This window comes from Paenibacillus sp. MMS20-IR301 (genome assembly GCF_032302195.1).
Lineage (GTDB): Bacteria > Bacillota > Bacilli > Paenibacillales > Paenibacillaceae > Paenibacillus_AQ.
The window spans coordinates 432,018-445,335 of the sequence record NZ_CP135275.1 but is presented as its reverse complement, the minus strand read 5'-3'; the positions used below and the strand labels follow the sequence as shown (position 1 = coordinate 445,335).

At 54.2% G+C, this 13,318-nt stretch carries 4 protein-coding genes; 1 reads left to right on the top strand and 3 read right to left on the bottom strand.

Features of this window, described 5'->3' with window-relative positions; genetic code table 11:
• Positions 1 to 167: 167 nt before the first annotated feature.
• Together LOS79_RS01870 and LOS79_RS01865 are read right to left on the bottom strand one after the other, a co-directional pair.
• Entirely contained in the window at positions 168 to 5,789 is a 5,622-nt protein-coding gene (locus tag LOS79_RS01870) for an Ig-like domain-containing protein (protein WP_315415861.1), read from the bottom strand.
• A 215-nt stretch (positions 5,790 to 6,004) separates the two neighbouring features.
• Entirely contained in the window at positions 6,005 to 9,619 is a 3,615-nt protein-coding gene (locus LOS79_RS01865) for a glycosyl hydrolase 115 family protein (RefSeq protein WP_315415860.1), read from the bottom strand.
• Positions 9,620 to 9,965: 346 nt separating this feature from the next.
• On the opposite strand from LOS79_RS01865, the gene LOS79_RS01860 reads away from it, so the two are divergent.
• Positions 9,966 to 10,781, top strand: a complete 816-nt coding sequence (locus LOS79_RS01860; protein WP_315415859.1) for a helix-turn-helix transcriptional regulator — start codon at positions 9,966 to 9,968, stop codon at positions 10,779 to 10,781.
• A 109-nt stretch (positions 10,782 to 10,890) separates the two neighbouring features.
• Here the strand turns inward: LOS79_RS01860 and LOS79_RS01855 are convergent, their stop codons facing one another.
• On the bottom strand, positions 10,891 to 13,275 hold the full coding sequence (locus tag LOS79_RS01855; RefSeq protein ID WP_315415857.1) for an alpha-L-arabinofuranosidase C-terminal domain-containing protein: 2,385 nt from the start codon (positions 13,273 to 13,275) through the stop codon (positions 10,891 to 10,893).
• Positions 13,276 to 13,318 lie beyond the last annotated feature (43 nt).

Here is a 13,318-nt window from a genome sequence, read left to right as displayed (position 1 = left end):
ATAGAGGAGCGCTTCAGGCGGAAATACGGGTCAAACCTACGATAATCTTCGAAAACTTAAGCTGATAAAATAAATGAAATACCCCCGAAGCATTGAAAGCTTATCCGTTAAAAAAGCGGCAGCCGGTTGGGTATCCCGGCTGCCGCTTTTGTTGTTATCTGCCGTGATTAACCTACCAACCGGTCTATCATACGGACTATAATGGCTACCGCCTCTGCCCTTGAAGCACTGGCATTAGGCATGAACTTCCCTTCGCCTGCACCTGAGACGATTCCGTATGCAGCGAAGGCTTCGATCGGACCGGCTGCCCAGCTGGAAGCGGTATCGGAGAACGCAGGCTTCGCCGCAGGTGCATAATCTACCAGACGGGCAAGCATGCCTACGATCTCAGCCCGGGTAATTTGCTGATTGGGATGAAAGCTGCCGTCGCTATAGCCTGAGCTTATGCCCAAAGCCCGGAGTACGGCAATTTCATTCACCGCCCAATGCGCTTGAGTGTCTGTAAATTGTGAGCCGCCTGCAGAAGAGAGTCCGAAGGCTCTAACCACCATTACGGCAAACTCCGCTCGCGTCACCTTGCCGGCCGGCTTGAATAAGCCATCCGCAAAGCCCGACACCATGCCCATCCGGGAGGCGCGCTCAATAAGCTGTGCACTCCATGAATCCGGATTCACATCGGTGAATGTTACAGGCGGAGCCTTCTTTCCCCGTTCAGCAATCAGGCGGACGGTGTCCGGATTAACTTTATCATTGAATCCCGGCTGAGTTGAGGCCGGCTGCCCCAGACCCGCCGGCTCCGCAGATTGGCCGGAGTTAGCAGGCCCCGCTGCTGGCCCGCTAACTGATCCCGCTCCGGCCTTGCTTCCGCTGCTGCTGGCCAGACCGTCCGCTGGTACTGCCGCTGTTGCCGCGGCCGTTACTGTCACTGCTGCTGTATCGCTAAATCCGCCATCGGCTGTTGTTACCTTAATGATTGCCATGCCTGCTGCGATTCCTGTCACTGTCCCATCTCCTTCAACCGCCGCGACACTCTCGTTATCCGAGCTCCACAGTACTGCCGCATTTGTTGCATCCGCCGGCATAACTGTTGCTGACAGCTTGCGGCTCTCTCCAGCCTTGATGTCTGCTGAATTCTGTGACAGCTTCACTCCGGTGACTGCTGTACCCGGTACAATGAACTGTACAGTATAAGTCTGTGCAGAGCCGTCAGCTGCCGTGACGAGAATGACCGCTTGCCCTTGCGGGGCAGCTGCCTGTGTATATGCGATGGATGCCCCGCTATTCGCCGCAGTTGCGGATACTTGGGGGGCTGTCAGCGTGCCTGCTGCTAGCTGGAACCGGTAGTCAAGCGTACCGGGACTGAAATCTGCCAGCGGGACGCCTCCTACTGAAATACCGCTCAGGCTTGCGTCAGCGCTGGGAACAACCTTTATTCTGCTTGCTGCCTTGTAGCCGCCATCCACGGTTGTTGCAGTTACAGTTGCTGTTCCAAGTCCCGCAGCAGTAACCACACCCGCTTCAACGGTTACCACTTCGGGATTGCTTGTGGACCATATAATCCCTGTAATCGTGGCATCATGAGGAGCCATCAGCGGAGTCAACACCCCTTGTTCCCCGTTAAGGGTTAACTGCAGGGCTGCATGATCAAGCTCTACTCCTGATACGGAGACTGCGTCCTTGGTCAAGGAGAGATTGTCGATTTGAACCCATTGTCCGCCGAGCGCATCCGAATATAACCCGATCTCCATCTCCCCGTCAGTCACAACGATGTTCTTGATAACCACCTCCGTCCAATCCGGAACTGCAGTTTTGACTGAAACCGCCTTAGCCTCTCCTCCATAATTCTTGGCATACAGGTTAGCAGCATTCTGTCCTCCGCTGCTCTTCACCCATGCTTTTAAGGTATAGGATCCGTCCGGCAGATCACTGACCACTTGACTCAAGGCAGCGATATACGGTGTGGCTGCCTTTTGCTGATAGACAAAATTCCCGCTGTATTGGCTGCCCTTCAGATTGGAGTTCGCTGCGCCGGATACATTGTCCGTAACCGTCCAGCCCGCAACGGCTGAGGTGACGACCCGGTCCGCTTCAAAGGTTGGATTGCTGACATAGTTGTTACCGGGTGCGGAGGCCCATGTTCCTGCTTCAGCATCAATCGTCCATTGGCTTAAATCATTGAATACCGGCTTGCTTCCGTCGAACGACAGCGGAACCCACTGGTTATAGCCAAGCCCGTTGCCGGCGAAATTACTCCACCGGTCGCCTGCATAGATTACAGTCGAACCCTCTGTACCCTTAACCGTTAAGAAAAATCCCGTCTGTGACACATGGCTGAAGCTGGCATCTGTTCCTTCCATAACATAGACAGGCGAATAAGGCCCCAGTATGTTAGACGCCTGGAATACATAACTATGCGATGCATTCCAGCCATGCAGATCTGACGAAGCGAAATAGTAATTGCCGTCATACTTGAACATAGCGTTGCCTTCCAGTCCTTGACCGCGGCTGATCTGAACTGCAGGTCCAAGGCTCAGAAAGTCCGCCGGCTCAAGCGGCACCACATACTGCCTGCTCCGGCCGTTAGGACTTGATGCAATGAGATACGGCAGGCCGTCATCATCAATGAACAACGATTGGTCTCCTGTACCCGGCCCGGTATCCGATATGCCAGGTATATGACTTTGGATATGATCAATGGTGAACGGGCCGGCCGGACTGTTACTGACTGCAAACAGCAAACCGCCGCCGCCTTCACCGCCGTCGCTGCCATCATAATAGAACTGCGAGAGCAGAACGTATTTTTGCGTATTCTGATTGTACGCCACCCCCATGCGTCCTACCCAGGTAGCATTCTCAGCCCCGGGGGTATTCCGCGTCATGACGTCTCCTTCATTCTTCCAATGAACCAGATCCTTGGATGAATAGCAGGAGAAGCCCATGAAGGTGGTGCGGTCCGCTACTCTTACCAGCGTCTGCGCATAGGTCTCTGCCTCTTTATAATGCACCCCGTACCAATAATAGGTATCTCCGAACTTGAAGATCCCTCCCCCTTGCGAATAGATAGGGTTCCCGTCGGTATCCTTATAAAAGGTATCATTCGTAATTGTTGCCCCGTTTGGCGGGATCACCGTTACAGTACTGTCAGCCGTCAGCCCGCCTTCCGCTGAGGCTGCTGTAATTGTTGCCGTTCCGGGAGCAACAGAAGTGACGACCCCGTTCAATACGGTAGCAACGGATGCATCGCTCGTCGTCCAGGTCAAACTTGTATTTGATGCCTCTGCCGGTGAGAACCCGGGAGTCAGGGCCCGAGTCACACCGCCGCTTGGCAGCAGCAGGCTGGACTGATCAAGTGTAAGCGCGGTTAATGCAACAGCGGGGGATACCGTTACCTCACAGGTTGCACTGAAGCTGCCATCCGCTGTCTTAACCGTTATCCGGGCTGTACCGGTATTTACAGGGGTTACAATGCCATTGCCGGACACGGTTGCAACTGCCGCATCGCTGGTCGTCCAGATTACATTTTTGTTGGCGGCATCCAGAGGCTGGATAATCGTTGTGAGATCGCCGCTCAGTCCGCCCATGGACAGTTCTAAAGCGGTGGCTGCAAGCGAAATGCCATTTACTGAAATGGCAACCGTCACAGTTGACGACGCCGTATAGCCTCCATCAGCCGAAGTGGCGGTAATGATAGCTGTCCCTCCCCCTGCGGGTGTAACGATACCGTTATCGACTGTTGCCACTGCCGGATTGCTTGTCGTCCAGATTACATCTTTGATGCTTGCATCAGCAGGATAGATCACCGGGGTCAATGTTCCCGGCAGGCCGGTCCCGGCTCCGCCAGGCGTAGTCAGAGACAGGCTTGATCTGTCGAGCGCTAATCCTGTTACACCTACGTTGACCGTCACAGTGCATGATGCGGTGAAGTTTCCGTCATCTGTAGCAACCGTAATGACTGCTATACCTGAGCTTACAGGTGTAATCACACCGCTGGACACCCTTGCGACGGCTGCATCGCTGGTCGTCCATATGAGATTCTGATTCGTCGCATTCACCGGCCCGATGCTTGCGTTCAATACTCCATTTGCACCCCGGGCATTCAATGTAAGGACCGCATGATCAAGCGTTACTTCTTCTACAGGCACCCAGGCTGTCGCCTCTCCCGTTGCATGTACTGTAAAAGTGCGGGTGATCACGGGTCCGCCATATTCTGCGAACGCATCCGCCGTTAACATGATTTCTGCATCTCCCGGTGCCAGAACATAAGCCATTCCTGAAGTAGCGCCTACATTGACAACGGCAGGGTCGCTTGAGCTCCATCTGACACTTTGATAATCCGCGTCAGCCGGATGAATAGTGTAGTCAAGCTTGAAGTTCGTGCCTGTCGTTTTCCCGATTGCCGTTCCTTCGACGTTAACCCCGGCATCTGTAATATGCAGCTCTGAGATCTCAATAGGCGGACGTACGGTTACTATAGCTGTACTGCTGACCGCAGGATTTTTGACTGAAACTGCCGTAATGGTTGCTATGCCGTCATATACCGCATTGACAACCCCCGTAGCACTGACTGTAGCAACAGCGGTGTCGCTGGATGACCATGTCACATTCTGATTAACATCAGGAACTGCCGGATTAACTGTAGCAGTCAATTGTGCGGTACTGGAGGAAGCAGCTGTGATGTTGCTCAGCTTCAACTCGCTTGTATTCAGGGATACAGAAGTAATATCAGGAACCGCTGTATACACATTGAAATTATCCAGCCATGGATTCCAGGTAGCCGTACTTGACGTTCTGATTCCCAGCATTTCAATGGCACCGAAATTGTTGCTGTACGTAACCGCAGTGGAGAATGGAATATTGCGGACTGAAGCCGTCTTCGCGGCATCAGTCTTGTTCGTAAGTGTAAAATCAATTTTTTTATTCAAAAAATCAATAGCTACGGTTACGTTATAGGTTGCATTTGCGGTGTCAAAGCCTGAGCCTGCCACCGGCTTCCCCTTCTGGGTTCCCCAGCTCTCCTCTGGCAGCGTATAAGGTGTGCCTCTTGTTGTGGTAGGCGTTGTATCATATATAATCGTACGTGAACCAGTCGCAGTTCCGGTTAACGGAAGGGCAAAGGTAATATAACTTCGGTGCATGCTGTCCTGTATACTGAGTGATCCTGCACCATTCGTTAATGTGCCTACGTTCCAATCAAAATTCAGCAGCACTTTTTCGTTGGCCACCGGTGCCGCGAATGTCTTATAGAAGCCTCTGGTACCTGAGGCACTGTACGCTGCTTTAAATACTTGCCCCGGTATGCCTGTGATGGTACTGGCTGAAGCTCCCATTATGGCAGCTGCGTTACCTGTAGTGATTCCCCAAGCATCGCCTGCGGCAAGATTGTCGAAGCTCTCACTTATGGACGGCACATATACAGCACAGGATGACCTATATAAGCTGCCCGCAGCTGACGCAGTGATGAGCGCTGTGCCTTTGCCGGCAGCCGTAACCAGTCCGGACTGATCCACTGTGGCTACACTTGAATCGCTTGACGACCAGGCCACCTCTTCATTCGTAACACCTGCAGGAAGATCCGTAACAGTCAGTTGCTTCACAGGTGCAGCTCCTGTAGGCATTGCAGAAAAGTAATCGCTCGCAAAATAATAAGTGCTGTCGCTGAGCTGCAGGCCGGAGCCCGGAACATTCGCCGCCTGAACCGCCGGACCGGGCTGCAGCTGCCCGCAAATGATGGACATAAGCAGCGATGCCGCTAAAATTTTCGCCGTAGTCCTCCTTAAAAATTGAAACATTCATCTGCCTCCTCTTTAAATTAAGATTCCTGTTCATTTTAAGTGGTAAGCGCTTTCTAATGTACCGCAGAAAGCTATTGTTTTCTTTGAATTCCTCCGGTAAGGATAGAATTTCCATATTGAAATGCTGAAGAGGCCCTCTGCCGGAAATTCGCAGAGGGCCTCTTGCAGATACCTTATTCCATTGTGCCTAAGCTTACTTTATTCATTCTTAACTATGCTCTAAGTGAATCCTTCCACTGGGCATCCGCCGGCGGCAGCTCCCCGCCGGTGGTCAGGTAGATGCGGTCGATCCGCAGCTGCGACTTCCTCGCGAGCACAGAGAAGATATGCCTGCCTGCAGTGATCTCCAGCTCGGAGATCAGGCACCAGTAATATACATACGCAGTATTGTACGTATGCAGCGTGCCCTTACCGAGCTGCTCTGCTAACAGCTGCACTTGACCGTCAAGTGCCAGATAGCAGGAGTCCGACTTATCGTTATAATGCCGGAGCAGCATCCAGACCCGGTAGACTCCCGGTGTACTGATATTCAGCCCGTAATGCATCGCCGGAGCCTGCTGCGGATCATCCCACTGTATCCCCGGCGGGGCTACATGCATAGCCAGCCCTGTCCTGCCGTTCGTTTGCGCCTGCAGATGGCTCCAGCTAAGGCCGCTGCCGTCCGCGCCTGGCGTAAGATACGCATCGGCTGAATTCTCCAGGGCATATTCCGCCTCAATCGCCAGTACGCCGCTCTCTTCTGTAAAGCTGCCGGAGCCGAAGGCTGCAAGCCAATTCTTGGTCCCGTCTGCTGCCCGGAGACTTGCATAACGGCGTTCTCCAAGGGCCGCTTGCGGCATGCTCCGGACCTTATTGAAGATCTGATCCGTCGTCTTGAAGAACTCCTCGTCTGCATACAGCACATCCGGAAGCGGAGCCTCGCCGGGGCTGGCCGTATACCAGCTGCTGCACAGCTGTTCAAGCCTGTCCCACTGCACATCCGGAGCCTCAAGCCCGTATCCGGCAGCGGAGGTATAATTCCGTCTGCTGTACACCGGTCCCAGATTTCCGCCGCTCTCTGCAGTTGTATACAGTACGAACTTCGTTAAGGTCACATAAGGGTCAACCATGTAGAGCCTCAGGACATGCCGGCCTGCGGACAGGAACGGCAGCTGCACGGTCAAGGTCTCGCCGTTACTAAAGACGGCTTCCTGCCAGCTGCCGGTCCATTCATCCCGGGTATCCGATTCTACAAGCACCGGCTCCGCCTCATCCATGCCGATAGCGAAACGGATCCGGCCGGTGGAATTCAAGGTAAGGAAGCGGTGGATCTCCAGCTTGAAGCTGCCGCTATGCTGTAAATACAGCCCGTATTCCAGATATGGATTCTCCCCCGGCACAGTCTCAAGCGGCTTAAGCCCGGAATGCCAGGCCATTACCGCTGCTCCCTCATGCCGGCCTATGCCCGGCACCGTTACCCAGCCGTACTGCCCGGCTTCATGGAAGACGCTGCGGTCATACCCGTCAGCCGGGATGGAAATATACCCGTCGGCTTCGAGGTAGCCGGGATTTCCTGCGGGAAGTTCTGCAGCCTGCTCCACCTGCACCTTCACAGGATATTCACTGCCGTCCCGCCGGTCATGGACGACGATAAGCCCCTGCCGGCCGGCCTGCTGCACCGGGTCTGCTACCGAGACCAGTATCCGCTGCTCCTCTTGAATGATGCCTTCAGTTTCAGATACGGTAATCCAGTCCGCGCCTTCCCTGACTTCAATGAAATACGGGAAGCTGCCTGCGCCTTGATTCCCCAGCTCCATCCACTTCTGCGACCGGCCGTATGCCGAGAAGCTGAGGCTATCGGCATTGTTCCACAGATCTACCCGGGCGCCGCTTCCGGTGATGCTGAGTGCCGGCTTGCTGGCCGGATACATCGCGGTCGGCGGCGGCGGGAAGCTCTCCGGCGTAAGCATGCCCTCCCATTTGCCGCCGCTCATGATGCGGTTATAGAAATGCAGCATGCTCCGCTTGTAGTCCAGCATGGCGGCAGACAGCTCCGCATACTTGTCTGCCGCCTGCATGTTCCCCCGCGCATAAGAGAGTGTGCTTCTGTCAGCATAGTAGAATTCATGATTGGTATAGTAAGAGGCATGAATCTTCATCAGGAACAGCTGGAAGAAGGCCGCCCGCTCCGCTTCCGGCAGGCTGTACAGGATGGCATTGCCCCGGCGGAAAATATCCTCAAGCAGCATCAGCCTGCGTCCGGCCTCATCGCCGAGCACCGTCTGCGAGAATACATCCGAGTTCATATGCTCAATCTTCCGCACATTCGTAACCTGGGCGAAGGTTTCATATAATTCAGCCGCTTCGGCGCCGTGATTGCCGGAGAAATTCATGTTGATCCAGTGCTCGCTGAATTTCCGTGTGTCTTTAGTGAGGCCTTCCGCTTGGCCGGCCTCCCACCCGTAACGCAGGAAGAATTCCATATCCTGCTCCAGCGGCTTGAGTCCGCCGATATTTTGTACCCAAATCTTCTGTATCCCGGATTCATACGACTTCTTCAATTCATTGCCCGTGTGCGCGAGCGGGATCGAATTGATGAACAGATAACTCATCGCTGTTCCCCCGTGCGCCCAGTAAGAGGAGTGATAATACAGCCCGTTGCCGCCGCTGCGCTCCCGCTCTGCCGCATCGGGATAACGGCGCATATGCCCGAAGTTGTCATTCGCCCAGATTAAGGTAACATCCTCCGGCACTTCAAGGCCGAGATTGTACAGGTCCAGTACTTCTTTGTAAGGAACAAATGTCTGCAGCACTTCACCGGCCCGGACCTCGCCGAGCACATCCTGAAGAATCTTCCGCTGGTCCTGAATAATCTCACCAAGCAGCCGGACCTTGGCTGCGGTCTTCTCCTCCGCACTCAAGGCTTCGTCGGCATCAATCGCCTGTGTGTGGAAGCCGGAGTCGTGAATTCCGCGCATGCCCATCGTATAGCTAACCTCATAGTCTTTGTTCAACTCCACGCTTTCCTGCCAGTACTCACGCAGAATTTCGCGGTTCCGTCCTTCAATGGAGTAATCGTAAACTGCATCCGTATATCCCTTGCTCTTAATCCACGGCTCCCATTCATTCTGATTGCTCCGCAGCAGCATATCACAGTGGGAAGTCCCGACGACAACCCCCATCTGTTCAGCGAGTGCCCCGTTCCGGAGATTGCCGTTGAAGAAATTCACATGCATCGCCGGCCAGATATAGTTGCCCTTCAGGCGGAGCAGCAGCTCGAATATCCGCTCATAAGCCTCAGGTCCGATTGTACCGTCAGCCGTATGCAGTCTGGCCCAGTCATTCAGCTCCTCTTCATCATTAATGAAGATCCCCCGGTATTTCACAGACGGCCAGTCTGCCTTGGCATAATCCGCCGGAAGGCTGAAGGAATCCTTCAGCTTAACCGGAACATCGCCCCAGTAATACCAGGGGGAGACGCCGAGCTGTCCGCATAAATCATAGATTCCGTAAATCGTTCCCCTTCTGTCCGTCCCGGCTATATACAGTACACCGTCCGCCAGCTGATGGAGATACCCCTCCCAGCGGTAAGCGCCTTCAGCCTGCAGCCTGTCGAGCGGCACATTCCTGCTGTTCAGCACATCTGCCAGCCCGGCATTGTCATTGTCCACAGTCCCGATCACAACGCTGCACAGACCGATCTCCCGTGAAATCTCTGCCGCAGAGCCGCATACCGCAGCAATATCCCGGATCAGATTGTTAACCGCTATAAGTACCGCGCTGTTCTCCGTTTCCGCCAAGTAGATGCGTACTGTGCTGCCCCGCTTAAATAATGTATGTTCCTCCAACTGCTTCCCCTCCTGTATATAAGATTTACTTAAATTAACTAACGCAAAGCAATAAGGATCGGAGGGGAAATTCGGAACTGTAGGAGCGGTAGCGACCGCCTTTGTCACCGGATTTCTACCGCTAACAGCGGTTTAAATCAAGGAATCTGGGGACAACAGCGGCCGGAAGTCCGAATGTTCACCGCAGTGACACCTGAGCTTTAAGTTTTCATTTTGAGTTCATCTTATATAAATCTTTAATTTAACAACTCGAATATACAGCATTCCACAGCAATAATCTTTTATTATATTGTTTAATTCGTATTTTGTTATATTATATTGCTATAGATTGAAGGAGGCTGTGCCGATGAGTGCAGATTTATACCAGTCCCATCCCCTGTTCTCCATTGAATACGGGAAACATGACTCCAACTACGAGATGCCTAATTTCCATTACCATAATTCCTATGAGCTGTATATTCTGGAGGAGGGCCATCACCATTTCATGGTCAATGACTCGCTGCATGACATTAAGATGTATGATGTCGCCTTATTCAGGCCGAATTCCTTCCACAAAAGCCGGGGCAACCACTCCTGTGCCCGGACCTGCCTTTATTTCACGGAACGGTTTCTGCGGCTGCATTTTACAGAACGGTCGATCGGGCAGCTGCTGAGCTGCTTTGACCAGAGCGTGATCTCCATCAGCAAAGAGGCCTTTCCGCGAATGAAGAAGCTGCTCCTGCTGCTGGACAAGGAGAATGTCAGTGATCCTGACAACCGCATTTTCATCTATCTGGCAGATATTCTGAATCTCATGAATGAGCATAAGCAGACGCCAAGCGCCGGGCATGTGCCGGCGGCTTACGCTAATTTCGCGCCGATTCTGTCGTACATCAACCAGAACTATAACCGGATCAGCAAGATTGAGGAGATCGCCGAGCAGTTCTTCATCTCGAAATATTATCTCTGCCATATCTTCAAAGAGGCGACCGGCATGACCCTGATTCAATACCTGAACAATATCAAGATCCAGCATGCCTGCAGCCTGCTCGTGAATTCCAGGCTGTCCGTTCTGGAGATCGGGAATGCCTGCGGCTTCAACTCATCCATGTATTTCTGCAAAATCTTCAAACAGGCATTGAACGTCACGCCGAGCGGGTTCCGGAAGAGGGCCGCGGAGTAGCGCGCCATGCAGCCACACAAATCTTATGAATTTTTTAAAGTCACAAAAGGCGGTATCCTGTTCAGGACACCGCCGGCTTAGGTTTGATCTGCGTATGATGCTTCAGGTATTATTCCGCCCTGATAAGGAATACCGTTACGGAATGCTGCGGGAATTCATAGGTGAAGGCATTCTCTCCGGCCGTGAATCCGCTCACCTGCGGATAGATCTTCTGCGGCTCAGCGAACCCGTTCTCATCTTCCAGCTGATGGCCGGACAGGCTGTGCACTTCAATGCTCAAGGAACCTTCCGGCAGATCAGGCAGCTCCAGCCGGGAGACTACAGGAGTCTCCTGCACGTTGACCGCTTTGACAATGACATCTCCGGTAGCTTCTTCTATGCTGGAAGAATAGTAGAGCGTTTCAGCTGCCGGCTGTTTATCTTCAGCCTGATTAACCTCTGTACCATCGATATAAGCCTTGATCTCCCGGCCGTCCACTTCAAGCACCAGCTCATACTCCCTGCCTGTTTCGACGCTGAACAAGCTTTGCGTCAGGCAGGAGCCACGGCCGTTGATTACCGACTGGAGGATGGTGTCCTGATTCTGCCAGCCGCCGATTTCCCACAGCAGCTTATTCTGTTCATCCTGCAGGCCGAATACGATGCCGAAGCCGCGGCTGCCTGCAAGCTTCACGGCTTTCAGCTTCAGAGTATAACTGCCGGCAGCGCATAACCCGATAATCTGCTCCTTCACGGCCGTGCCGTTCTCCCGGTCTTCCGGCATATCGGTTAAGCGGACTTCACCCGCCAGCTCCGTTACCTCACCGGTCTCCCGGTTAGTCAGTACAATGTCCCGGTAGCAGACCCGGTTCCCGTCAGCCTGCAGCATTAGGGTTCCGGTGATTGGTTCCGGCTCTCTGCCCGCTACGGGCTTGAAGCCGCTGGCTTCCATCTCCAGCAGATAATCGCCCTGGTGATGCATGAACAGCTGCTGGACATAATAATTGGCCGTCCCGTAGACCTCATGATTGTTGAACCAGATCAGATTCGGCTTCCAGTTCACATAATCCACATTGCATAACATCGGCGCATAGCAGGCCAGGCCGACGGCATGGGCACTTCTCTCCATCCCGGTCATGAAGGCCGCTTCGGCCAGTGCATTATAGTACGTATTCCCCCAGGTCGCGTATTCCCCCAAGAATACCTTGGGTCCATCAGCATCAAATCCGGCATAACGCCGCACATTGGCCAGGAACCATTCCGGTGACTGGTAGAAATGCTCATCAACAAGATCCGACTGATGCTCCCGCGCCGAGGCCCAGCCCCGCTCATATTCACCGCCTGCCGCGAACGGCCCGCTGCTGTTGATCACCTTGATATCCGGGTACTGCGCTTTGATTGCCCGGTGGAAATACGGATAACGCTCGAAGAACGGCTCTCCCACCTCTTCATTCCCGATGCCCACATACTCCAGCCCGAACGGCTCCGGATGACCCATCCCGGCCCGGACCGCGCCCCACGGCGTGGACGCATCGCCGCGCGCGAACTCGATCAGATCCAGCGCATCCTGAATCCAGGGACCCAGCTCGTCCAGTGGAACCATCCGCTGATGATGCGGGTCATAACCGCCGGGCAGCACCGGAATCGGCTTGGCGCCGATATCCTCGCAGAACTGGAAGTATTCATAGTAGCCGAGGCCCAGCGTCTGATTATACCGCCAGTTATTGCGTCTAGGGGGCCGTGCGGAGATATCCCCGAGGGTATTCTTCCAGCGGTACATCGAATCCCGGTCATCCGGATTCAGGGAGCCGTCATGGACGAGGCAGCCTCCGGGGAAACGCATGAATTTCGGCTTCAGCCCGGCCAGCATCCCGGCGATATCCCGGCGCAGCCCGTTCGGGCGGGAGTTGAAGGTCTCCGCCGGAAACAGCGAGACCAGATCCAGCTCAAGCCGGCCTGTTCCTCCGGTAAGCAGCACCAGCCGGCAGTCAAAGGCCGTGAACTCAGCTGTCAGCTCAGCCTGATACAGCTGCCATTCGCTGCCGGCAACCGTAATTTCCGCACGGCAGGCAGTCTTTCCGGCGCTGTCTTCAATGCTCAGGACAACCGGCTCGTCGAAGCTTGCATTCCGCCGGGCATACACCGCGAACCGGTAGGCCTCTCCTTCGCGGACGGGAATCCCGGTGTTGAAGCCGGCATTGCTCAGTCCGACACCTTCACCGGCCTGCTCAATCGTAATTACCGCATAATGCGGATTGTTCGGATGCAGCGGGCTGCCGGTCTCTACCGTCAGCTGCGCCCGGCCGTCCCCCCGCTCCACCTTCTCCCAGGCGGTCAAGGCATGGTATTCCTCCTTGTCCACCGGATCAAATTCAAACGAACGGTTCTGCACCAGCTCTGCATATAATCCCCCGTCAGCGGCGTGGTTCAGATCCTCGAAGAAAATCCCGTACAAATCCCCAAGCGCGGCCCCTTTACGCCGGGTATAGATCTTCAGATTATTGGATGCTTCCATATCATCAGTCTCCTCTGTGTACACTATTGAATATCGTCTCGCA